Raw genomic sequence first — 23,417 nt, forward strand, 5'->3', positions numbered from 1 at the left:
GAGAACATCATGCTGCAATATTCAGAACTCAAGGCCAGGGCCGCGCAACTGGACGAACGCTTCAGCGACTTCTGGAGGCGGCTTTGACTTGCGCAGGAGCAAGGAACGCCTCAACGAAATTGAAAAACAACTGTCCTCGCCGGGAGCCTGGGACAAACCCGAACTGCTGACCCCGGTACTCCAGGAAAAAACCCAGCTTGAAAGCCGTGTTGACGAATGGGAAGCCCTTCTGCAAGCCCGTGACAACGCCCTGGAATGGGTCGAGATGGCCGCCTCGGAGCAGACCGAAGAGATGCTGCATGCCCTGGACGAAGCCCTTGAGGAATTGAGCGCCAAGCTGGAGGCCGCCCAGATGCGAACCCTGCTGAGCGATCCCGAGGATGTAAGCGAGGCCATCCTCGAAATTCATCCCGGCGCGGGCGGGACCGAGTCCCAGGACTGGGCCGAGATGCTGCTGCGCATGTATCGCCGTTTCGCCGAACGGACGGGTTTCAAGGTCGAGCTTCTGGATCTTCTGCCCGGCGACGAGGCGGGCATCAAGAGCGTGACTCTGCACATTCACGGCCCTTACGCATATGGCCAGCTCAAGGGCGAGAAGGGAACCCACCGCCTGATCCGCATCTCGCCCTTCGATTCCAGCGGTCGTCGGCACACCTCCTTCGCCTCCGTCGACGTCTACCCCGACGCGGGCCAGGACATCGAAATCGAGATCCGCGACGAGGACATCCGGGTCGACATCTTCCGTTCCAGCGGACCGGGAGGTCAGTCCGTGAACACGACGGATTCGGCAGTGCGCGTGACGCACATCCCAACGGGCCTGGTGGCCCAGTGCCAGAACGAAAAGTCCCAGCACAAGAACAAGGAGGCGGCCATGAAAGTCCTGAAAGCCCGCCTTTACGAGCTTGAACTGCAAAAAATAGCGAGCGAGCGGCAGGCCGAGTATATCGCCAAGGGAGCCATCGCGTTCGGCTCCCAGATCAGGACCTACACCCTGCAGCCCTACCGCCTGGTCAAGGACCATCGCACAGGCACGGACACAAGCAATGTCGACGCGGTCCTCGACGGCAACATTGACGCATTCATTCACAACTATCTCCTGTATCTGCATGGCAAATCATAATCTCCCCCCCGACGAAGCGTTGCTGGAAGAGCTGGAGACCCTGGAAAAGGAACTGCGCTTGCCTCAGGCAAGCTCCGAAGTGGCGGCCCTGGTCCGGCTGATCGGCTCCGACCCGTCCTGGACCGAACGGCTGCGTCAGAAAAAACTTGAACAGTGGGTCGTCCTGCCCCTGCAGGGCGACAAATTTCCGGCGCTGGTCGGACTCAAGAAGCACATCGAGCATCTGACCGTCCTGCAGGGCCAGGATGCATTGACCGGCCTGGCCAATCGCCGGGGATTCGACCAGGCCATGGCCATGGAGGTGGAACGCTCCTCGCGCTTCAAGACGCCCCTGACGCTGTGCATCATGGATCTGGACAACTTCAAGGCCGTCAACGACATTTACGGGCATCCCTGCGGAGACGATGTTCTAAAAGCCGTGGCGTCGATCTTGCTTACCGAAATGAGAATGATTGATACGGCGGCCCGCATCGGCGGCGAGGAGTTCGCACTTCTGCTTCCGGGCACGGGACAGGCACGGGCCCTGAAGCTCCTGGAGCGCGTCCAGGCGGTCATTCAGGACACCAGAATCATCTGTGGCGACACACAGTTCACCATGACCATGTCCATGGGCGTGGCGAGCTACAGGGGCAAACTCACGCCCGACCCGGTAAAACTTCTGGCCGAGGCGGACAAGGCCCTGTACCGCGCCAAACGGGCCGGAAAAAACAGGATCGAGACCTCGCCCATCCTGGACCTCGTCCACGGAGAGGAACAGTCGCTGGTGCACCAGAACGAAAAACGCTTTCTTTTTTCCTCATTCTCCGATCCATCTTCAAGCGCGGAGTAGAACAAGGACCGACATGACCGAAACCAACACGACACTCAGCATCTCAGTCGCCAGCGGCAAAGGCGGCGTGGGCAAAACCAATCTCGCCCTGAATCTCTGTCTTGCCCTACATGAACTCGGCAACACTCTCGTCCTGCTGGACGCCGACCTCGGACTGGCCAACCTGGACGTGCTCCTTGGCCTTTCTCCTGAAAAAAACCTGCAGGACCTGCTCGGCGACGCCTCGGCCGAAAACGTGGTCATTCCCCTGGCGGGAGACGGTCTTGTCCTGCTCCCTTCGGCCTCGGGCGTGGCCGAACTGGTGGAAATGGACGATGACGTCCAGAGTCTGCTGCTGGGCAAGCTCGACGCCCTGTTCCGGCGCTACGACTTCCTGATCCTCGATCTGGGCGCGGGCATCAGTCCGACGGTGCTCTCGTTCGCGGCCATGCCCCAGGAACGGATCGTGGTCATCACCCCCGAACCCACATCCCTCACGGACAGCTATGCCCTGATCAAGGTGCTCTGCACCCAGCGCCAGATCAGAAATTTCCAGGTCATCGTGAACATGGCCGAATCGCAAAAGGAGGCCAAAAACGCCTTCAACCGCCTGGCCCAGGCCTGCGAACATTTCCTGAGCCTGCCCATCAGCCTGCTCGGCGTGGTTCACCGCGACCCCATGGTCACGGAATCCGTTCGCCATCAGGTTCCGCTCCTGAAATTCGCCCCCACCTGTCAGGCGGCGCAGGACATTCGCGAGATCGCCAAGAAAATCATGGAACGCCGCATCAGACTAAAAGATCTCATCTCCCGCAGCCCAATTCTCAAACCCCTGATCTAAAGAGGCTTTCATGAAAAAAAGCATCCGCGCCGCACTCTGGATCATTGTGGCCCTGGGCCTTTTCGCGCCCCCCCTGGCCGGAGCCGAGACGACAATCATATTTTCCGCGAACAGCCTGGGCGAATTCGCCCCGTGTCCCAGTTGAGGGGGTAAAACCTACGGGGGGTTGGCCCGGCGGGCCACCTATTTCAAAACCGCGCGCGAGAACGCGGACACCGTCATGGTCAGCGGCGGATACGAGTTTTCCCCCTTCGGTCTGGAGAGGGACAGGCATCCTTCGGTCATCACGCAGCTCAAAAAGGCGTACGACCTGCTTGGCTACGATATCAAACTTCGCGCGCCCAACGACGCCGTCGCCTTTGAACACGCCGGTCTCGAAGCCGGTCAGTGGGTCGGACCGTTCAACGAACCGCAACTGGTCACCCGTAAAGTCCAAGGCGGCAGCCTGGCCTTCGTCCTTTTCCCCGACAGCGGACTGCACGACGCCGAAATCGAGAACAAGGCCGCCGCTTTGGCCGAGTCCGTGCGCAAGGACGGCAAGTACAACCTGATCATCGGAGTCAGCACCTGGGGCGCGAACCGGGAACAGGATTTCATCGACCGTCACGGCGCGGCTTTCGACATCATTCTCGGATCGGGCCCCGGTCCGGGCTATGCCGGCCTCTACATGCGCGAAAATTCGCTGCTCTGGGTGCGGGCCTTCACCAAGGGCAGAAGCATCCTCGCCGTGACCATCCCGAGTCTGCCCAAGCCCGGCACCAAGATCATCTGGGAACCGCAAACGACGGCTTTGACGGCGTCCGCGCCTCTTGGCGGCGACGTCGCATCGGACCCGGAAATCAACGCCATCTTCAATCCCTAGCCAATTCCTTGCATTTTGGCGCAATTCCCCATAATTTGACACGCATAATAAATTATATCTGAAGGAACACGCATGTCCATTTTCACGGGTCCGACCCAATTTTTTTACAAGATGCAAGGCAGCGGCAACGATTTCATCGTCATCGACAACCGCGCCAAGACCATATCCCCCGCCGAAATGCCCCGCTGGGCCAAGGCGCTGTGCCCGCACGCCTTCAGCATCGGTGCGGACGGCATCATATTTCTGGAAATCGACGACTCCGGCCAGGCCGCGACGCGCTGGCACTTTTTCAATGCCGACGGCTCCCGCGCCGAGATGTGCGGCAACGGCTCGCGCTGCGCCACCCTGCTGGCCCACAAGCTGGGCATGGCCCCGGCCGAACACCTCATGCTCACCGACGCCGGCACCGTGCACGCCCAGGTGTTCCCCGAAGCGGGCGAGGTCGAAGTGCAGCTGACCCCGGCTCGGGACATGGCCCTTGACTTCACCCTCGATCTTGGCGGTGAGACCTTCACGGCCCATTTCGCCAACACCGGCGTTCCGCATACGGTCATCGTCACCGACGACGTCAAGAATCTCGACGTAAAGGATCTTGGAGCCAAGGTCCGCTATCACGACCGCTTCGCCCCGGCCGGGACCAACGCCAACTTCATTCAGGTCTTAAGCCGCCAGGAGCTCCTGCTGCGCACCTATGAGCGTGGCGTGGAAAGCGAGACCTACGCCTGCGGAACCGGCGCCGCCGCTTCCGTGGCCGTGGCCCACGCGCTGAATCTCTGCGATGCCGAGGCCCGGGTGACCACCTCGGGATCCGAGGTGCTCGGAATCAAGGTTCAGGGCTCGGACATTTTCCTGCGCGGCAAAGCCCAGCTCGTCTACAAGGGCGAGTTCTGCCCCGCCGCCCTGGGCCTTTAAGGCGCAAGACGGCCAGCTTATAAACCACAGCCCCAATCCGGGAGGAAACGATGCAATTCAAAGGAGCGTTTACAGCCCTGGTCACCCCGTTTTCAAACGGCCAGCTTGACGAGGAAGCCTATCGACAACTGATCGAATGGCAGATTCAGAGCGGGATCAACGGCGTAGTGCCCTGCGGCACCACCGGAGAGTCCGCCACCATGAGCCACGACGAACACAAGCGGGTGATCCGAATTTGCGTGGACCAGGTCAAGGGCCGGGTGCCGGTCCTGGCCGGAGCCGGATCGAACAACACTGCCGAGGCGGTGGAACTGACCCGATTTGCCAAGGAAGCAGGCGCCGACGGCGCGCTGCTGATCACGCCCTACTACAACAAGCCGACCCAGGAAGGTCTTTACCAGCACTTCAAGCGCATCGCCGAAGAAGTGTCCATGCCCTTCATCCTCTACAACGTCCCCGGTCGCACCAGCGTCAACATGCTTCCGCACACCGTGGCCAGGCTGAACAAGGACATCCCCGACGTGGTCGGCATCAAGGAAGCCACGGGAGATCTGAATCAGGTTTCCCAGGTTCTGGAATTCTGCGGTCCCGACTTCCAGGTGCTCTCCGGCGATGATTTCACCGTGCTGCCGCTTTTGTCCGTGGGCGGATGCGGAGTCATCTCGGTGGTCTCGAACATTCTTCCGGACAAGATGAGCGCCCTGTGTTCGGCCTGGTTCGCGGCCGACCTGCCCACGGCGCGCGAGATGCACTTCCTGCTGGCGTCGTTCTCGCGCATGATGTTCATTGAAACCAACCCCATTCCGGTCAAGACGTCCCTCTCTCTCATGGGCCGCATCAACCTTGAGATGCGTCTGCCCCTGACCCCCATGAGCCCGGCCAACGCCGAGGCCCTGCGCGGGTTTCTGGCCGAGAAGGGACTGCTCTGATCCACTTGGCTCCACATGAAAAAAGGCCGCTTTCCCCAATGGGGAGGCGGCCTTTCTCTTTTTTGACGTGAAAAGAGTTCAGCTCAGCACGACCTGATCCTTGCCGTCGCGCTCCTGCAGGAAAACATTTATCTGCTGATCCCGCTCGGTGGGCACGCTCTTGCCGACAAAATCGGCCTGAATGGGCAGTTCGCGATGCCCTCGGTCAACCAGCACAAGAAGCTTCACGGCCTCGGGTCTGCCGAAATCCAGAATGGCCTCCAGGGCGCAACGGATGGTCCGGCCGGTGAAGAGCACGTCGTCGATGAGGATTATGGTCTTATCCTCCACGGAAAAATCGATGCGCGTGGCGTTGATGTTCGGAGTGGCCGTGGAAGAGGTCCAGTCATCCCTGTACAGGTTGATGTCCAGTTCACCGCAGGGAATTTTCCGCCGGGTGCGTTCCGACAGGAGGCCGCACAGCCTGCATGCGAGATCCGCGCCGCGCCGCTGGATGCCGACCAGGGCAATGGACTCGTGGTCCGTGATCTGTTCCAGAATCTGACAGGCGAGACGGTCAAGTGTGCGCTCGATATCGCGAGCGGCCATGATTTCCTTGCTGCGGTGCATGGGATCCCCTCCATTTCGTGTGACAAGCCTTGTTCACTAAGGGCCCCAAGTTGTAATTGCAAGTGAATCGTCCTATGGTTCCTGACGACAAATTTCCGGGACATTCAGGAGGATACATGGGCGTCGACAATCTTTTCTTTCTTGAGCTCATCGAGTGGTTTGACGACAGCGGGCAGGAATTCGCGCAGCGATTTCCAAAGGAGGGCTCCGGCGAAATCAAGTACGGCGCGCAGATGGTCGTGCGCGAATCCCAGGCCGGCATCTTCTTCTACAACGGCAAGGCAGTGCATGTCTTCGGTCCGGGCAGGCACACCCTGAAGACCGCCAACATCCCCATCCTGAACAAGATCATGGGCATCCCCTGGGGGCTTGAGAGCCCGCTGCGGGCGGAAGCCTACATGGTCAACACCAAGGTCTTCCCCAATCTCAAATGGGGCACCCGGGAGCCGGTGGCCTTCAAGGACTCGGAGCTCGGACTGATCCGCCTGCGCGCCTACGGCATGTTCAACATCCAGATCGTGCAGCCCCTGCTCTTCATCAACTCCCTGGTGGGCACCATGGGCTCTTTTTCCGTGACGGACTTAAGCGACTATCTGGGCAAGGTCATCGTCTCCAGGTTCAACGATTACCTGGGCGAAAACATGGACACCATCCTGAACCTGCCCAGCCGTTACGAAGCGTGGTCCGCAGGCCTGCGCGAACGGCTGCAGGATGATTTCCGCCATTTCGGGCTGTCGCTCAACCAGCTCTTCATCAACGCCATCACGCCGCCGCCCGAAGTCCAGAAGGCCATGGACGACAAGACCAAGCTCGGCATGTTCGACGACATGAACAAGCTGATGCAGCTCAAGGCTGCGTCCGCCATGGAAAAGGCGGCCGCGAACCCCGGCAGCGCGGGCGAGTCCATGGGCCTCGGGGTGGGCTTCATGATGCCCTCGCTCATGGCCCAGGCCATGCAGATGGCAGGGCAGTCCGCCACGGCGCCGACCGCGCAGCCAGACGGCCTCAAATGCCCGGAATGCAGCCAGCCCATCCGCCAGGACGACAAGTTCTGCCCCTCCTGCGGACACCAGCTGGTTGTTTTCGAACAGTGCAAGGGGTGCGGGAAAAACCTGGCTCCTGGCACGCGCTTCTGTCCCCGTTGCGGCAGACAGGCGGGCAGCGTCCGCGAAACGGCAAAATGCCCGTCCTGCGGTCAGGAAAATCTGGCCTCATCCACGTTCTGCAACCATTGCGGGGAGCGCATGGCCTGACCATGACCGGCCATCTTTCCCATCAATGCCCGCAATGCGGCGCGCCGGTGGCGCTTGAGGAAACGGACAGGATTTTTTCCTGTCCGTTTTGTCAGGTCCGCCTGTTCATCCACTCCAGTGGCCCCTTCGAATACCGCCTGAAGCCGCGCATCAGCCATCCTGGCACGCTCATTCATGTCCCGTACTGGCGGTTCAGGGGCAACGCCTTTGTGCTTGGGCCGCAAAACACGCAGCACAAGATTCTCGATTCGAATCTCCTGGCCGTGACCAACCCTGCCCTGCCGCCCTCTCTTGGGCTGCGCGCCCAGGCCATGGAGCTGTCCTTCGTGGAACCGGCTACGGAAGGCCTCTTCCTGCCCCCGACCATCCCAAGCGTTGATTTCAAGTCCCGGCTTCTGCGCGCCCTCCCCGGCCTGCCCGCCCAGCGGGGACCCAAACTCACGGCCTGCGTGGGCGACAATCTCTCGCTTGTCTACCAACCCGTCTTTCAAAGCCACGAGCTTGTGGACGCGATCACCGGCGAGCATCTGGGGCCAGCCTGTATCGACCCGGCCGAGGCGCAAAAGGCTCCCGGCAAGCTCAAATTCAGCTCGACCCTGTGCCCCAAATGCGGATGGGACCTGATCGGGGACCGCCAGAGCCTGGTGCAGACCTGCCCGCACTGCGACACGGCATGGGAGCCCGGCCCCGAGGGAGGCCAGCCCATCACCCCTCATTTTCTGCACACGCAGGAGAAACCGGACATCTACCTGCCCTTCTGGAATCTGAGCGTCCGGGCCAAGGGATTCAGGCTCCAGACCTGGGCCGACCTGATCCGTCTGACCAACCTGCCCCGCGCCCTTTTGCCCTGGATGGAATCGACGGCATTTTCCTTTCGAGTCCCGGCCTTCAAGATCAGGCCCGGACTTTTCCTGAACCTGAGCGCCCAGGTCAGCCTGTACCAGCCCGAGGCTCCGGCGCTTGAAGTCCTGCCCCGCACGCCCCTGCATCCCGTGACCCTGCCAAGGGAAGAGGCGTTCCAGGCCCTGCCCGTGGTTCTTGGTCGCCTGGCTCCGGCACGCAAGAACCTGTTTCCCAAAATCCAGGGCGGATCATTGCGCGCAGGCGAGGCAAGCATCGAATACCTGCCTTTTGTCGAAGGTCCCCGGGAATTCGTACAGCCCGAGATGAACATGGCGATCCAGAAAAACGCCCTCTTCTGGTCCACGACGCTCTGAAAAAAAGAGGCGAAATCCGCTGGCCCAGGGCCGGCTGATTTCGCCACAAGGTGAAAAAGGGAACGGGAGGGGATCAGTCCGGAAAAACGTCCCCTGCCGGTGACAGGCCCATGACCTTGGATGCCAGATGCAGCCGCACGCGCACTTCGTCGAGGTCATAGGGACGATAGACGTAATCGTCGGCTCCGGAAGAGATGCACTGGCGGATCGCCCCCACGGCCCCGCGCGGGATTCCGCCCAGCAGATACGCACCCTGCAAGGCCTGCTCGTTACGCACCCGCCAGAAAAACTCGTCACAGCCCATGAAGTCCGAATGCCAGTCCGCCAGAATCAGCACCGGAACAGTCGCGGCCAGGGCAGCTTTCCAGGCCCCGTCCTCGTCCTCGACAACCTCACACGAATAGCCCCAACTCCCGAGCGCCTTGACCAGAACATTGCGCGACAGACAGGGCTCCTCGACAATCACGATGTGCAGTGCATTTTCCACTCTTGGCTCCGTCGATATTTACCAGTCATGCGTCGTCCGCTGCATTTTTGCACAGGCTGTAGCGAACGCGCACGGCTGACCCGATTTCAATCCGGCATGTCTTCCCGGGCACACTCAAGGGGGGCTTGCGTCTCCTCTTCCTTGTGCTGGATGACATGTCCAAAAATATAGGTGCAGATGGGCACGCCCAGCACCAGGCCCCAGATCTGGAACAGCTTGGCCCCGATGGTCAGAATGACGAGCACGATGACGGGATTTATGCGCATGTAGGAGCCATAGATCCTGGGATTGAGCACGTATCCCTCAAGCAGGTGAATCACCGTGATCATGACGATGGCCAGCAGCATGGTGGTCAGCCCCGAACTCTGCAGGGCGATGAGGCAGATGGGCACCGAACTGATGAAAACGCCCAAGACCGGAATAAAGCTGCACAAAAAGACGATGACCGTCAAAAAGGCCATGGCCGACCCCAGACCCAGCAACGACACGCCTATGGCCGTGAGTACGGCGTTGACCAGGGCGATGACGAACTGCGCCTCCAAGGCCTTGCCCAGGACCATGGCGAAATCCCGTATGCTGCCGGCCACCTCGCGATAAACGAAACCGAGCTTGGAATTCTCAAGAGAGCACACGCTGGCCGATAGCCGGGGCAGATCGAGAACTATGAGAAAAGAGAAGAGCAGGGCCAATAGAAAGGCCGAGGCGATGGCCGCGATCCGGCCACCCACGCCGCGCACCAGATCAAGCAGCTGATTGACCTTGCGCTGCCCTTCGGGATGGTCGATCATGCCGAAGATCTGCTGCAGCAGGGCCGCGACCCTCGAACTGCCGAGGCTCGGCGAGGAGTGATCGGCCAGGGCCCCAAGCTCCGGGATGGCATTGGCGATCATGGGGTAGCGTTCGCCCAGGACGCCCAGTTCCTGGTCCAGGCGCTCCACATATTGGGGAAGTTCGGTGACGAAAAGAACGGTCTGATCCTTGGCCCGGGGCACCAGGAACACTCCCACGGTAATGAGCACGCCCAGGAATATGCTCGCCACCAGCACGACCCGAAGCGACCGGTTCGGAATCAGTCCCTGCAGCCTGTTCACGCCGCGATTCTGGATATAACCGAACACAAAGGTCAAAAAGAGAAGCAAAAAGAAGGAACGCAGGATGAAAACGACTGCGAACACGCCGCCCCAGACCAGGATTCTGATCAGCGCGGGCATGAGCCGTTCGGCAAAATTGGCCGGTCCTTGGCCGCAATCAGGGGTCATGAGTATTCCTTAGGAAATGTTTGAGAGCTCATCTTGAGCAAAAAACGACCGGCCATGTCCGGTTCCGTCGATACCGAAAAAATGCGCCACCGAGGCCCCGATATCGCTCAGCGAGTCACGGACGCCCATGCATCCGGGGGCAATCCCCGGACCCACCGCCAGAACAGGCACCCGCTCCCGGGTATGGTCCGTGCCGGGCCAGGTCGGGTCGCAGCCGTGGTCGGCGGTCAGAATGCACAGGTCCCCCGGCATGAGTCGCGACAGGAGTTCGGGCAAGCGGGCATCCAGGGACTCGAGCGCGCGGGCATATCCGGCCACGTCCCGACGATGACCATGAACCGAATCAAAATCAACGAAATTCGTCATGACCAGGGTCCGGTCCCCGGCGCCATCCCAGGCGGCCAGGGTCGCGTCCATGAGGCGGTCGTGGCCATGGGCGCGGATGCTTCTGCCTACTCCCCGATGGGCGAAAATATCTCCGACCTTGCCAACACACAAGACCGTTCCTCCAGCCGCCGTCAGAAGATCAAGGATGGTGGGCGAGGGGGCGGGAATGGAATAATCGCGACGGTTGCCGGTCCGCACAAAGGAGCCGCGATCCCGCCCCATAAAGGGCCGGGCGATAACCCGGGCGATGCGATATTTGTCGGCCAGTTCCCGAGCGATGGCGCAGACCTCGTACAGACGTTCAAGACCAAAGGCCTCCTCATGGGCCGCGATCTGCAACACGGAGTCCACGGATGTGTAGACGATGGGCCGGCCGCTGCGCAGGTGTTCCTCGCCGAGGCGGGTCAGGATCTCTATGCCCGACGCCTTGCAGTTGCCCAGCACTCCGGGCAGACCGGCGCGGGCCGACAGCTCGTCCAGCAGATCCTTCGGGATGGAGCTCGTGTCCGGCGTGAAGTACCCCCAATCAAGGAACACCGGAGCGCCGGTCATTTCAAAGTGACCGCTCGGAGTGTCCTTGCCCCGGCTGATTTCCGAGGCGCATCCATACCTGCCCAAAATACGTCCGGGCACCTCAAGGCCGGGAGGAAGCTCTCCCGTGGACAATTCGGCCGCCAGCCCCAGTCCCAGGTCAGAAAGCGTCGGGAGCCGAAGCGGCCCCTTGCGGCCGACGTCGGCCAATCCCTGGGCGCAGGCCGTGGCGATGTGCCCCAGCGTGTCCGCACCAAGGTCATTGAATTGTGCCGCGTCCAAGGCTCCGCCCACTCCCAGGGAATCAAGCACAAGCAGGCAGACCCGCCTCATGCACTCTCCGTCGAGTTTGTCCGGGCCAGGATATCATCCAGCAGGCTGCTGGCTCCGAAGCGAAAAGTATGTGGACCGATCCAGTCCTTGCCCATGATCTCTTCCGCCAAATCCAGATAGACTTGGGCATCGGCCATGGTGCGCAATCCGCCCGAAGCCTTGAAGCCTGTCGGGGTGCCCTTTTGGGCGATGACCTGGAGCATGACCCGGGCCGCCTCGGGCGTGGCGTGGACCGCGGCCTTGCCCGTGGAGGTCTTCAAAAAATCCGCGCCGTGATCCACGGCCAGACTGCAGGCCGCCTGGATCGCCTCCGGGCTCCCCAGCACTCCGGTCTCGAGAATGATCTTGAGCAGTACCGGACAGGCCCCGCGGCAGGCGTCGAGATATTTCGCCACCTCCTTTTCCCGGCCATCCAGAAACGCCCGGTAAGGAAAGACAAGATCCACTTCCGTGGCCCCAAGAACAAGGGCCTCTTCGATCTCGCGCACGCTCCCAGCGGGGTCGAGATCGCCTCCCGGAAAATTCACCACGGTGGCCAGCCCGATCCCCTCAAGAGACCTGCGCTTGAGCCCGGCCTTCGCCCAGGGAAGATGACGGGGAAAAACGCAGATGGCGGCAACCTGGCCGCACGGTCCGGACGCCCGGGAACAAAGCGCCTCGATATCGGCCTCGGTTTCGACGCCGGTCAGGGAGGTCAGGTCCAGAAGCGAAACCATTATCTGCCCGGATCGATTCAGAATATCCTGCATGCAAGCCTTCAACGGTTGAATGATGAAACAAGGGCGGCCTTGACCTTGGCGCAAAACAAATCAACGCCGACCGGGACCGATATGTCCCTTTTGGGGCGAGGCAAAACAAATCACGTCGGGAGCGCGGACGCAAGCCCGCAATGGCGACAATCCGCACAAAAGAGCAGATTCTTCTTGTTTGCGAAAGCATGGTGCGGTAGACGCACTGTTCATGATCATCCCCCGAAACCCGCACCTGCTCCTCCTTGCCATGCTCGTTTTCCTGGTGTTCCCTGCGTCCGTTCGCGCCGACCAGGTGCTCACCGGGTCCCCACTGTGGGATGGCTTCACCAGCGACGACGGCCAGGGACTATACCACGACCTGATGCGCGCCATCTACGGCCCCGGTGGAAATACGGTCCGTCACCTGGAGGTGCCGGCCAAGCGAGGGCTCATCATGGTCCGCGAAGGCACGATCGACATCTACACGTGCCTGCCGGACCCCGTGGACGGCCTGGAGCTGGCAAAAGAACCCATGTATGAAGGCGAGTTCCACGCCATCTTTCGCAAGGCCGCCTGCCCCTTCTGGGATGGAGTGTCTTCCATGACGAACAGACGTTTGGTCTGGAGGCTCGGGTATTACAGCCCCAAGGATTTCCCGGTGCCTATCGAGTTCAGCGAAACCACCAGCGGAACCGAAGCCCTGGAGCGGGTCGTTCGCGGCGGGGCCGACTTCTACGTCGACGACCGCAACCTCATCACTGAATCCATGCGGGGACTCAAAACGCCCCTCGATGAAAATGATTACCGCATCGAATCCGTGGGATTCCGCCAGTATTTCCCCGTCTTCTCCACATCCAAGCGCGGCCGGGAGCTGCGCCAGGTCTTTGAAGAGGGCATGCGCGGACTGGCCGATCAGGGCAAGCTGGCCCCGATCTACGAAAAATGGCGGCTGCCCATGCCGAGGACATATCAAAAATAGTCCTGGACTTCACAACAGAACGACATGCCCAAGACCCCGAAAAACACTCCCCTTCTCCCCAGGATCATCGTCTTTGTCGTGGGACTGCTCCTGACTCTTTACGGCGTGATAATTCCCCTGCTACCCGTGATCGGCGCCCGGGCGTCCGGCGAAATCACCGTCATCCGCCGCGAACTCGGCGACCGCCAAGCCCCAGTGGCCAACAGCTACAGCTACTCCGTGGGCTTTGAATTCACCCTCCCCGACGGACGGGTCATCCCCGGCAACACCAAGACCATCGGCACCGCCATGAGCGCAGGCATCTCCAAGGGCAGAAGCGCCGTTTTCTACCTGCCCGCCCTGCCCTACGTAAACGCCCTTGAAAGGGACGCCCGTTTTGACCTCGGCAAGGTCGCCATCCTGGCAGCGGGGCTGTTCCTGTGTTTCGCGGCCTTTAGACGCAAGATCAGATAAGAAAGACCAAAGCCCTGGTCATCGCCCGGCGGACCCTGACCCGACGCTTACGCTCTCCCCAGACACCAATTCCTTGAGCCCCGAACCGAAACGGTCGACACGCAAAATCCGGAACAGCTCCGCATCGGCGGCCTGGGTGTCCCGGTAGCCGACGAAATAGATTCGCTTGCCGTCCATGGACCAGACCGGATCAAAGGCCGTGATCTCACGCGGCGTGATCTGCATGTTCTTGCCCACGCCGACCCAGCTGTCATGCAGGGACAGGGCGGAACTTGGCTCGTGCATGATGCTCTCGAAACGCGGGGTGCCGGAAACCGCATGGCTGAAGACAAGCACCGTCGGGTCCGTCGGACAGACCGAAAAACTGTCCAGACTGGTGACGCCTTGCGCCCTTGAACCCATGATCTTCGCCAGCGGAACGCTTTTGCGCACCCCGCCGGCGGGGTCCACCCAGTAGGCATTGGCCATGTCGTGCACCAGCAGGGAGTCCTTCGGAGTGACGGACAGCGCGCAGAGAAACCCCACGTCCTTTCCATCCTCGCGCAAGGGCGTGCGCATTGCCGAGCCGTCGGCGGCCATGACCACAAGACTGGTGAGCGCGCGGGCGTCGCGGGCCAGGAAGGCAAGCCAGGCGCCCGTTCCGGACCAGACCGGAGCGGATGCGGCGAAAAGCGACGAAGCGATCCTCTTTTCTGTGCCGTTCCGTGGAGCGATGATCCACAAGTCGGACATCTCTTCATGCCCGGCCTCGCTTGGCCGGAAAAAGGCGATCTGCCCTCCGTCCGGGCTGACACCAGGCCTTGCGCCCCGGGTCAGGCGCTTCTGCTTCCCGCCTTCGCCATCGCAGCTCCAGATCCAGCCCTGACGCTCATAGACCAGGATATCGTCCGCCGCCCCCGGAGCAGCATGCCCCCCCAGCGCAAAAAGACAGAAAACAAGAATCACCGCCATGCCGCTTGCAACAGACCACTTCATGAAACCTCCTCCGGGATTCACCCCCGCATGCCAGCACTTCCATCTTCGCTCGCCCCTTCGGCCCTGAAATTTTCGCTGAGCGCCTCGCAACGCAGCATCAAAAGAATGTCCGCGCTCCTTGGACCCAGGTCGCGATGTTTTTCCGGCAGACGAACGGACTTGATCACAGCCAGTTCACGCCGCGCCAGTTCCAGCTGCTCGCCGCCACGATCCGCCGCCACCAGCCGGAAAAAATTCTTCATGATCCCGGCCTTGTCGAGTTCCAGCAGCAGGCGCACCCGGGTTGACGGCTTGAGGTCAGCGTAGCGTCCGGCGGCCATGTGCCAGCGCGCTGCCAACCGTCCGGCCGCGCCGTGACGGTTCGGAAGGCGCAAGCGCAGGGCCAGGCTTTGCGCCATGTCCGGACCGACCGCCTCGTGCCCGTGGTGCCGGGGCAGAAGCTCGGCTGGCGTCACGGTCTTGCCCAGATCGTGGCACAGCGCCATCCAGACCCCAAGGCCGTCTCCGGCGCACCTGTCCATGACCCTGGCGGTATGTTCCAGCACGCTCGCATCGTGAAACTCCGGAGGACCGGCCGGTATGGAGTGCGCGTCCGTGAATTCGGCCAGCCACGGCGCAAGCCTGTCCCCGGCCTGCAGCACGCGCAGGAAATTTCCCGGCGCGGGTGCGGCGCAGGCTTTGAGAACCTCCTGTCCGACCCTTTCCGCCGCCACGCGGCCAAGCGCATCCGGGGCGACACCGCGCATGGCCTCCAGCAATCGCTCGTGCACCGTGAAATCGGGAAACGCAGCGGCAAAACGGGCCGCGCGAATGACCCGCAAGGGATCGGCCAGAAAATTGGCCGGGGCCACGGGGCGCAGAATCTTATCGCGCAGGTCTGCAAGCGCCAGGGGATGGGCCACAATCTGGCCGGAATCATCCCTGGCCAGGGCATTTATGGTCAGGTCGCGGGAACACAGGTCGTCCTCGATGCTCGAAAACTCCGAGATCGTGTACTGGCTGCTCCCACGCACGAAAACCGGGATGCCCTGCCCGACCCTGGTCAGGCCCGGCACCCGCCTGCGCAGTTCGCGTTCATCTCCGCCGATGGCCACGAAATCGAAATCCACGGGGCCCTGACCCCGCACCTGATCGCGCACCGCCCCGCCGACAAGATAGATTTTCATGCCTGCTCCGCTTGTTCCCTCAGCATCCCGGCCTGGACGCAACGCAGGATCTCGTAGCTGAATTCCCCATCGAGCGCATCGATCACCGCGCCAAGAGAGGCCACGCCGCGCGCCCGCATGGACCCAATCATGTCCTCTATGCGCGAGAGCTGCCCACGGGTCAGGCCCGTGACCTCCGCCGCCGAGACATGTCCCAGGGCGATGGCCTTGACCAGATGGCCATAGATCGTGGCGGGCTTCAGCCCCCTGGCTCCGGCCACCGCCTCGACGCCCCCCTCTTCCCGGAACAGATCCAAGCTGGTCTGTTCCGTGCCGGACAGCACCTGCGCTCCAGATTTGGTCTTCTGGACGCGCGGCGCGGGAACGTCGGGCACGTCCTCGGGGCGGCCGTGTTCGGACTCGTGTTGTTGCAAGATCTCGACAAAGCGCTCCCCATAGGCCCCAAGCTTCATCCGCCCCACTCCACTGATGCCATGCAGGTCCGCAACAGCCCGCGGCCTGTAGCGAACCATCTCCAAAAGAGTCCGGTCCGAAAAAACCGCGTAGGGCGGCACGCCCTGTTCGCGGGAAATTTCCAGCCGCAACGCGCGCAGGCTTTCCCACAGTTCCCGGGCCTCGGGCGAGGACACCTCCGCCATCTTGGGCGCTAGGGGCTTTTGCGCTCCCCTGACCTGAACCGGATCGCGGCGCAGGGCCACGGTTCGTCCGCCCCTCATGACTTCCCAGCTTTGGGCATTGAGCTTCAGGGCCCCATACCCTTCCATGTCCACGTCGGCCAGCCCGGCCGCCACCAGTTGGCGGTAGACGCTGAGCCACTCCGGCCGGGACAGTTCCGTGCCGATGCCGAATGTCGAGACCGCCTCGTGACCCCAGCGTTCGACGGCCTTGGTCTGCTTGCCGACCAGCACGTCGGCCAGATGCCCCGCGCCAAAGCCTTCCTGGACCCGGAAGATGGTCGACAGGGCCTTCTGGGCCGCCACTGTTCCATCCCAGGACTCGACGGGGTCAAGGCAGATGTCGCAGTTTCCGCAAGGCTCGGGCAGCTCCTGGCCGAAATAGCGCAACAGCACCTGCCGCCGACAGTTGGTGGTCTCGCAGAATCCGAGCAGAGAGGTCAGCTTCTGCTGTTTGAGGCGCTCGTGCCGCACCCGGCTTTCCCCCCTTCCTTCCTGCGTGTCGGCGGGAAGGCGGGTCGATCCCGCGTCCATGGCCACCAGCCGGCGCAGCATGGCGATGTCGCCCAGGCCGTAGGTCATGAGGGCCACGGCAGGCAGGCCGTCCCGGCCCGCGCGGCCCGTTTCCTGATGATAGGCCTCAAGACTCGTGGGAGGATCGAGATGAACCACGAAACGCACGTTCGGCTTGTCCACACCCATGCCGAAAGCGACGGTGGCGACCATGATCACCCCGTCCTCGCGCATGAAACGCTCCTGGTTGCGCTCACGCGTGGCCGGATCCAGCCCCGCGTGGTAAGGCAGGGCCGTAAACCCCTGTTTGCCAAGGCTCGCGGCCGTGGCCTCGACCTTCTTGCGGGACATGCGGTAGACGATGCCCGCATCTCCGGCAGGCTGCGCGCGCAGAAAATCGGCAAGCTGCTGCTCGGGGTGGTCCTTGAGCGCGACAAGATAACGGATACCCGGCCGATCAAAACCCGAGGCAAAGACCCGCGCCGACTCCAGGCCAAGCTGGCGGATGATGTCCGCCCGGGTCAAGTCGTCGGCCGTGGCGGTCAGGGCCAGACGCGGGACCTCGGGGAAACGCTCGGCGATCATTCCGAGGCGGGTGTATTCGGGCCTGAAATCGTGGCCCCACTGGGACACGCAATGCGCTTCGTCGATGGCGAAGAGCGCCAGCGGGATACGCCCGAGCTGCTCCAGAAAACCGGCCAGGAACAGGCGTTCCGGGGCGACATAGATCAGATCCAGCCGCCCGGCCAGCAGCTCGGCCTCGACCCCCCGGGCCTCGGCCGCCGAAAGCGAGGAGTTCAGATAAGCCGCGCGCACGCCATTTTGAGTCAGACTCTGCACCTGATCGCGCATGAGCGCGATGAGCGGAGAGACGACAACGGCGGTGCCGGGCCGGATCAGGGCGGGAATCTGATAACACAGGGATTTTCCCCCGCCGGTGGGCATGAGCACGACGGCATCGCGCCCGGCCAGCAGGGTTTCGATTATGGATTCCTGCGGTCCGACGAACCCGTCGTAACCGAAAACCGTACGCAGAACATCAATGGGCTTGGGCATGAAGACCTCGGTCAAATGTGATTTGGGCTCTGCCCTACTCAAAGCGTTGAGCTTCTGTCAAAGTACGCAGGTCAAAACGGCAGGACATCCGCGTTGACCCCGCTTTATGGTCGCCGCACCCCACCATATATGCCCACGCGCCCCTTCTGTGGACCCCAAGGAACAATCTTGCGGATGATCCTTGGGCAAGGCGCTGGATGATCAAGGCTTTTAGACCCGGCGAGGGATCATTGCAAGGATTCCATCCCCTTGGCCTGGAATCCAAAAAATTCAACATTTCATGCCAACGATCAAAAATTAAACTATTGTCGGCAAATGAGTCATCGTGACCACGGTCCATCAGCGGTCTTCATCACAACCCAAAAAAACAGGGATACGCATAGTCTCGCACACATTACTTGAATAAAATCAAAGAGTGACGTATTGTGGAAAAATTATTGTCCAACCCAAACCCTCGGAGAACTCCATGCATCTTTTCATGCTCCTCATCCTGAGCATTGTTGTGCACACAGGCACGGTTTACGCGGAACCTGGCGTGGCAGGCTTCATCAAGGCCGCCGAGGGAAGCGGACAAATTGTGCGGGCGGGCAATACCATCCCAGCCAGGACTGGAGACATTCTTTACGTAGAAGACATTGTCATTACCTCGGATCAAAGCACTCTCGGGATCATGCTTGAAGATGACACGATTCTTTCTCTGGGTCCAAACAGCCGTCTCGAACTGAGCGACTTCGCCTTTGCTCCCCAGGAAGAGAAATTGTCCATCGCCATACGTCTGCTCAAAGGATCCTTCGCCTACATGTCCGGAGTCATCGCCCGCCTTGCTCCCGAGAAAGTTCATATCGAAACGCCGGATGCGGTCATCGCCGTTCATGGCACACGTTTTCTGGTCAAGGTGGTGGAACAATGATCGCGCGGACTCTCCTGCTCATCCTTTGTCTGGCCTTTGCCGGTTGCGCAACCAAGGGCACGACCGTAGTCCTGCTCGAAGACCCGGACGGCTCGGTCGGACAGGTAACGGTCAGCACTCCGACCGGAACGCAACAGCTTTCCGCTGCCGGACACAGCACAAGAGTCAGCGACGCCTCGGCCTCACCTGGCGCACTGCAAACCCTCGACCAGAAAAAGATCGAGCAGGAGTACGGCCAGATTCTCCAGGCGATGCCCAATCCGCCTGAAGCCTTCCTGCTCTATTTTGAATACGGCAGAGCGGAACTGACCGCCGAATCGAAGCCCGTTCCATCCATGATCATTGAAGCCATCAACCGACGCAATTCCCGCGATGTGCGCATCAACGGCCACTCGGACACGGTCGGACAGCGTGAGGACAACGCCCGCCTGTCTCTGGAACGTGCTGAAAGTGCGCGAGGTATCCTGGCCGGGCAGGGAATCGATCCGTCCATCATGAAAGTGTTTTCCCACGGTGAGGGCAATCTCCTCATCCCCACCGCCGACGATACTCCCGAACCCAGGAACCGTCGCGTGGAGGTACTGGTACGCTGACCACCCGCACGCCCAGGCGTCAATAAATGAAACGACAAAGATACCGCCGCAGGGACATCCTTCGCCTGCTGGGCACCGGGTGCGTCATCACGCTCTGCGTCGTGATCCTGCATGTCGTGCGCCCGGAGTTGCTCACCCATTTCGAGCGCAAGGTCTATGACGTACTGCTGTCCCAAACCAGTCAGCGGCCTCCGAGTCCTGTGCCGGTGCTCATTGCCATCGACGACAAATCCCTGACCGCTCTGGGTCAATGGCCTTGGCCGCGACATGTGCTTGCAAGCCTGATCACCCGCCTGCACGAAGCCGGCGCAGACATCGTGACCCTGGACCTGATCCTTTCGGCCCGCGACAGGACCTCGCCGCTGCTGGTGCAGGAAGAGTTGCGCCAAACAACAGGATTCTCGATTGATCTTGAAGGTTTGCCTCAGAACAGGCTGGACCATGACCGTCTGCTGGCGGAAGCTCTGGCGAAAATGCCGACCGTTCTGGGTCACAAGCTGCTCTTTACCCCCAATCACGACAAAGCCCCCTTCTGCGAAGTTCATCCGATTCTCTCCGGACAATCCATACCTGCCGGATTATCGCTGCACACGGCCGAGACCGCCGTCTGCCCCCTGACGATCCTGAACGCGGCCGCGACAAATTCAGGCTTCATCAACGCCCTGCCCGACTCCGACGGAGTCATCCGGCGGACCCCGCTCATTGCGCTGCACGCAGACAAACTGCTGCCAAGCCTGATCCTGGCCACGGTCATGACCCGGGGCGAAACCGCCGTTGGCCTGGGGCAAGATGCAGACGGAAACTTCGTCCAGTTAGGCCGCAAGCGCACGCACATCGACGCACAGGGCAACGTGCTGCTCAGATATCGAGGCCCAAGCGGAACCTTCACCACGTACTCCGCGACCGACATCCTCGGCGGCCCCCTGCCGGATTTGCAGGGACGCGTGGCCATTGTCGGACCCACAGCCTCGGGGCTTGGGGACAATCACGCCACTCCCGTGGACCGCGTCTTTCCGGGCATCGAAGTCCATGCCACCCTGCTCGACAACCTGCTCCAGAAAGACACCCTCATCCGTCCGGCCTGGGCCATCGGGGCGGAAGCATGTGCCATCGCGGCTGTAGGCCTCCTGTCGAGTCTGCTGATGATGTCCGCCGGTCCCTTGACTTGTGCGGCCGGCCTGCTCGTGGGGGCGACAGGGGTGTGGAGCGCCAGCCTCTGGCTCCTGAACGGCCCAGGCTACTGGATTTCGCCTTTGTCCACGGAAATAATCCTACTGGGCAACATGGCTCTTTTAAGCCTTATCAAATACGGCATGGAAGAGCGAGAACTGCGCATTCGCAGCCAGCAGCTGCTGCACGCCCAGGACGCCACCATCATGAGCCTCACCGCGCTGGCCGAAACCCGCGACCCCGAAACCGGCGGGCACATTCGGCGCACCCGCGAGTATGTCCTCGTCCTGGCCCGCGTCCTGGCCCGAAAACCAAAATTCAAAAAATATCTCGACCGGGATACCATCGAACTGCTCTACAAATCCGCGCCCCTGCATGACATCGGCAAGGTCGGCATAGCAGACAGCATCCTGCTCAAGCCAGGCTCGCTGACCCGTGAAGAATTCAAGGCGATGCAACTGCACACTCTCCTCGGAGCCGAAACCCTGGCCGAAGCAGAACGTCAGAGCACGGACAGCAGCGACCGTTCCTTCCTGGGCCTGGCGCGCGAAATCGCCCTCTCCCACCATGAAAAATGGGACGGCTCCGGCTATCCGCAAGGACTCAAAGCGGAGGCCATCCCCCTTGGGGGCCGGCTCATGGCGCTGGCCGATGTCTATGACGCGCTGGTCACAAAGCGCGTCTACAAGGACGCCATGCCGCATGAAGAGGCGCTTCAAATCATCCTTGCAGGACGCGGCGCCCATTTCGATCCGGACGTGGTCGATGCGTTCGAAGAAACACAGCTCGAATTCCTGGCGATCAGCAACCGTTACGACTAGCCCCTCTCCAGGCCAAAAGCATGGCTCCCCCACGGGCTTGTCCTTCCACCCGCCCCCATGTATGTCCCGCTCTGCGGGCGCACGCACGCTTTTCCATCCACATCCAGCACCAACACGAATCATGACCCTCTACGCCTTTCTCGGAGCCCTGGAACAGGGTTTTTTATACGGCATCATGGCCCTCGGGGTGTATCTGACCTTTCGGATACTCGACTTTCCGGACCTGACCGTTGACGGCAGCCTGCCTCTGGGGGCTTCGGTCAGCGCCGTGACCATCACCGCCGGATACAGCCCGTACCTGGCCCTTGCACTGGCCTCGGCGGCCGGCTTTCTGGCCGGAGCGGTGACCGCGATCCTGAACACCAAGCTCAAAATCCTGCATCTTCTGGCGTCCATCCTGACCATGATCTCGCTGTATTCCATCAATATCAGGATCATGGGCGGCCCCAACGTGGCGCTCCTGGGTACGCCCTCGGTGCTGACGGACCTCGAAAACCTGGGGCTGCCGCTCTATCAGCTCACCCCCGTGTTCTTTTTTGTTGTCGCGGTCCTCATCACGTCCGGGCTGATCTGGTTCCTGCACACCGAGTACGGGCAGGCCATGCTGGCCACCGGCGACAACCGGCAGATGATCACCTCCCTGGGCGTGAACACGGACAACGTCATCATTTTCGGCGTGGGCCTCTCCAACGCCCTGGTCGCGTTCAGCGGCGCGCTCATAGCCCAAAACCAGGGCGCGGCGGACGTGAACATGGGCGTGGGCACCATCGTCGCGGGGCTGGCCTCGGTCATCCTCGGCGAAACGGTCTTCGGCAAGGCGACCATCGCCCGGGCCTGCATCGCCGTCATCGTCGGCTCTATCCTCTACCGCACCGCCATCGCCCTGGCGCTGGGGTCCAGACTCGGCAGCTTCTCCTTCACCCCCAGCGACCTGAACCTGATCACCGCCTTTCTGGTCATCGCGGCCCTGACCTCACCGATGCTCAAGCGGAGGTTCACCCGATGATACGCGTCCAGGCCATCAACAAGTATTTTCATCGGGGCAGCGTGAACGAAGTGCACAGTCTCCGGGACCTGTCCATCGATATCGAGCAGGGTGACTTCATCACCATCATCGGCTCCAACGGCGCGGGCAAATCGACCTTCCTGTCCTGCCTGGCCGGGACCCATGCCCTCGATTCCGGGAGCATCTCCATGGCCGGAACGGACGTGACCCGCTGGCCCGAACACAAGCGCGCCCGCTTCATCGGGCGCGTCTTTCAGGACCCGCTCATGGGCACCTGCGCCAGCGGTTCCATTGCCCAGAACATGGCCCTGGCCCAAAAAAGGGGTCAGCGGCGCGGCCTGTCCCGGGGCGTCAAGACGGCCGACAGGGAAGCCTTTCGCCAGCACCTGCGCGTACTGGGACTGGGACTTGAAGACCGCCTCCAGGACCGGGCAGGCCTGCTCTCCGGCGGACAGCGTCAGGCTTTGACCATGGTCATGGCCACCCTGGTCCGGCCGGAACTGCTGCTCCTGGACGAGCACACCGCGGCCCTTGATCCCAAGACAGCCGGGCAGATCCTGGAGCTGACCCGAAGCATCGTCACCGAACACGGCCTGACCACGCTCATGGTCACCCACAACATGCATCAGGCCCTGACCCTGGGCAACCGGCTGATCATGATGCACCGGGGTCGCATCATCTTCGACGTGCGCGGACAGGAGAAAGAGGAGCTTACCGTCGAGGTCCTGCTGGACAAGTTCCAGAGCCAGGCGGACGCGGAAGTTTCGGACCGGATGCTGCTGGGCTAATCTTCAGCACACTCTTTGCTAGGCCAAAAGCCGG

The 23,417-nt window shown here is 61.6% G+C and carries 23 protein-coding genes; 15 read left to right on the forward strand and 8 right to left on the reverse strand.

Translation table 11 applies throughout. The annotated features are described in order from the left end of the window. The first annotated feature begins 9 nt into the window (after nt 1–9). The 6 genes from prfB (at nt 10) to dapA (ending at nt 5,472) form a co-directional block, all read left to right on the forward strand. Nucleotides 10–1,120, forward strand: a protein-coding gene (gene prfB / locus BMZ24_RS00545; RefSeq protein ID WP_192622514.1) for a peptide chain release factor 2 whose coding sequence is annotated in 2 segments (ribosomal slippage) — nt 10–84 and nt 86–1,120 — 1,110 coding nt in all. Because the reading frame shifts where the segments join, the coding sequence is not laid out codon by codon here. Then, the gene (locus BMZ24_RS00550) at nt 1,107–1,949 is read left to right on the forward strand and encodes a GGDEF domain-containing protein (RefSeq protein ID WP_161948996.1); all 843 of its coding nucleotides are present in this window, start codon (nt 1,107–1,109) and stop codon (nt 1,947–1,949) included. The genes prfB and BMZ24_RS00550 overlap by 14 nt, the downstream gene beginning before the upstream one ends. A 13-nt stretch (nt 1,950–1,962) precedes the next feature. After that, on the forward strand, nt 1,963–2,769 hold the full coding sequence (locus BMZ24_RS00555) for a MinD/ParA family protein (protein ID WP_092188213.1): 807 nt from the start codon (nt 1,963–1,965) through the stop codon (nt 2,767–2,769). A 10-nt stretch (nt 2,770–2,779) separates the two neighbouring features. Next, complete coding sequence (locus BMZ24_RS00560) at nt 2,780–3,631, forward strand: UshA-like (seleno)protein family 2 (protein WP_425266255.1); 852 nt, start codon at nt 2,780–2,782, stop codon at nt 3,629–3,631. A gap of 72 nt (nt 3,632–3,703) precedes the next feature. After that, nucleotides 3,704–4,543, forward strand: coding sequence for a diaminopimelate epimerase (dapF, locus tag BMZ24_RS00565; protein WP_092188217.1), 840 nt, complete (start codon nt 3,704–3,706; stop codon nt 4,541–4,543). Nucleotides 4,544–4,593: 50 nt separating this feature from the next. Beyond that, complete coding sequence (gene dapA / locus BMZ24_RS00570; protein ID WP_092188219.1) at nt 4,594–5,472, forward strand: 4-hydroxy-tetrahydrodipicolinate synthase; 879 nt, start codon at nt 4,594–4,596, stop codon at nt 5,470–5,472. A 78-nt stretch (nt 5,473–5,550) separates the two neighbouring features. Here the strand turns inward: dapA and pyrR are convergent, their stop codons facing one another. Further along, nucleotides 5,551–6,081: a bifunctional pyr operon transcriptional regulator/uracil phosphoribosyltransferase PyrR gene (gene pyrR, locus BMZ24_RS00575; RefSeq protein WP_092188221.1), complete on the reverse strand. Its 531-nt coding sequence runs from the start codon at nt 6,079–6,081 to the stop codon at nt 5,551–5,553. Between the two features lie 116 nt (nt 6,082–6,197). Here pyrR and BMZ24_RS00580 point away from each other — a divergent pair, with 116 nt between their 5' ends. Next, the gene (locus tag BMZ24_RS00580) at nt 6,198–7,334 is read left to right on the forward strand and encodes an SPFH domain-containing protein (RefSeq protein ID WP_092188222.1); all 1,137 of its coding nucleotides are present in this window, start codon (nt 6,198–6,200) and stop codon (nt 7,332–7,334) included. A gap of 2 nt (nt 7,335–7,336) precedes the next feature. Beyond that, a complete protein-coding gene (locus tag BMZ24_RS00585; RefSeq protein WP_143077804.1) occupies nt 7,337–8,551 on the forward strand; it encodes a TFIIB-type zinc ribbon-containing protein in 1,215 nt (404 codons plus the stop codon). 73 nt (nt 8,552–8,624) lie between these two features. On the opposite strand, the gene BMZ24_RS00590 is transcribed toward BMZ24_RS00585, so the two are convergent. From BMZ24_RS00590 to deoC, 4 genes are all read right to left on the reverse strand, one after another. Next, nucleotides 8,625–9,038 carry a response regulator transcription factor gene (locus tag BMZ24_RS00590; RefSeq protein ID WP_092188226.1) on the reverse strand — a complete coding sequence of 138 codons (414 nt, stop codon included), beginning with the start codon at nt 9,036–9,038 and terminating at the stop codon, nt 8,625–8,627. Nucleotides 9,039–9,124: 86 nt separating this feature from the next. Beyond that, nucleotides 9,125–10,297, reverse strand: coding sequence for an AI-2E family transporter (locus BMZ24_RS00595; RefSeq protein WP_092188227.1), 1,173 nt, complete (start codon nt 10,295–10,297; stop codon nt 9,125–9,127). 9 nt (nt 10,298–10,306) lie between these two features. Next, nucleotides 10,307–11,548 (reverse strand): phosphopentomutase, encoded by a 1,242-nt coding sequence (locus BMZ24_RS00600; RefSeq protein WP_092188229.1) that lies wholly within the window; start codon nt 11,546–11,548, stop codon nt 10,307–10,309. Beyond that, entirely contained in the window at nt 11,545–12,297 is a 753-nt protein-coding gene (deoC, locus tag BMZ24_RS00605) for a deoxyribose-phosphate aldolase (protein WP_092188231.1), read from the reverse strand. Before deoC ends, BMZ24_RS00600 begins: the two co-directional genes overlap by 4 nt. A gap of 211 nt (nt 12,298–12,508) precedes the next feature. On the opposite strand from deoC, the gene BMZ24_RS00610 reads away from it, so the two are divergent. Together BMZ24_RS00610 and BMZ24_RS00615 are read left to right on the forward strand one after the other, a co-directional pair. After that, nucleotides 12,509–13,258, forward strand: coding sequence for a type 2 periplasmic-binding domain-containing protein (locus BMZ24_RS00610; protein WP_092188233.1), 750 nt, complete (start codon nt 12,509–12,511; stop codon nt 13,256–13,258). Nucleotides 13,259–13,282: 24 nt separating this feature from the next. Next, nucleotides 13,283–13,711 carry a hypothetical protein gene (locus tag BMZ24_RS00615; protein ID WP_092188235.1) on the forward strand — a complete coding sequence of 143 codons (429 nt, stop codon included), beginning with the start codon at nt 13,283–13,285 and terminating at the stop codon, nt 13,709–13,711. Between the two features lie 18 nt (nt 13,712–13,729). On the opposite strand, the gene BMZ24_RS00620 is transcribed toward BMZ24_RS00615, so the two are convergent. Genes BMZ24_RS00620 through recQ form a run of 3 tightly spaced genes read right to left on the reverse strand, consistent with a single transcriptional unit; the run spans nt 13,730 to nt 18,095 of the window. Further along, nucleotides 13,730–14,686, reverse strand: a complete 957-nt coding sequence (locus BMZ24_RS00620) for a TolB-like translocation protein (RefSeq protein WP_092188237.1) — start codon at nt 14,684–14,686, stop codon at nt 13,730–13,732. A 17-nt stretch (nt 14,687–14,703) separates the two neighbouring features. Next, complete coding sequence (locus tag BMZ24_RS00625; RefSeq protein ID WP_092188239.1) at nt 14,704–15,852, reverse strand: hypothetical protein; 1,149 nt, start codon at nt 15,850–15,852, stop codon at nt 14,704–14,706. Further along, entirely contained in the window at nt 15,849–18,095 is a 2,247-nt protein-coding gene (gene recQ, locus BMZ24_RS00630; RefSeq protein ID WP_092188241.1) for a DNA helicase RecQ, read from the reverse strand. The genes BMZ24_RS00625 and recQ overlap by 4 nt, the downstream gene beginning before the upstream one ends. Nucleotides 18,096–18,561: 466 nt before the next feature. On the opposite strand from recQ, the gene BMZ24_RS00635 reads away from it, so the two are divergent. The 5 genes from BMZ24_RS00635 to BMZ24_RS00655 all read left to right on the forward strand — a co-directional run bounded on the left by BMZ24_RS00635 (nt 18,562) and on the right by BMZ24_RS00655 (nt 23,383). After that, nucleotides 18,562–19,005 (forward strand): FecR family protein, encoded by a 444-nt coding sequence (locus tag BMZ24_RS00635; RefSeq protein WP_092188243.1) that lies wholly within the window; start codon nt 18,562–18,564, stop codon nt 19,003–19,005. Then, complete coding sequence (locus BMZ24_RS00640; protein ID WP_092188245.1) at nt 19,002–19,598, forward strand: OmpA family protein; 597 nt, start codon at nt 19,002–19,004, stop codon at nt 19,596–19,598. The genes BMZ24_RS00635 and BMZ24_RS00640 overlap by 4 nt, the downstream gene beginning before the upstream one ends. 26 nt (nt 19,599–19,624) lie before the next feature. Further along, nucleotides 19,625–21,589 carry a CHASE2 domain-containing protein gene (locus BMZ24_RS00645; RefSeq protein WP_092188247.1) on the forward strand — a complete coding sequence of 655 codons (1,965 nt, stop codon included), beginning with the start codon at nt 19,625–19,627 and terminating at the stop codon, nt 21,587–21,589. Between the two features lie 121 nt (nt 21,590–21,710). Beyond that, nucleotides 21,711–22,595 carry an ABC transporter permease gene (locus tag BMZ24_RS00650; protein WP_092188249.1) on the forward strand — a complete coding sequence of 295 codons (885 nt, stop codon included), beginning with the start codon at nt 21,711–21,713 and terminating at the stop codon, nt 22,593–22,595. Further along, on the forward strand, nt 22,592–23,383 hold the full coding sequence (locus tag BMZ24_RS00655) for an ABC transporter ATP-binding protein (protein ID WP_092188251.1): 792 nt from the start codon (nt 22,592–22,594) through the stop codon (nt 23,381–23,383). The genes BMZ24_RS00650 and BMZ24_RS00655 overlap by 4 nt, the downstream gene beginning before the upstream one ends. Nucleotides 23,384–23,417 lie beyond the last annotated feature (34 nt).

The sequence above is a fragment of the Desulfomicrobium norvegicum genome, from assembly GCF_900114595.1.
Taxonomy (GTDB): Bacteria; Desulfobacterota; Desulfovibrionia; order Desulfovibrionales; family Desulfomicrobiaceae; genus Desulfomicrobium; species Desulfomicrobium macestii.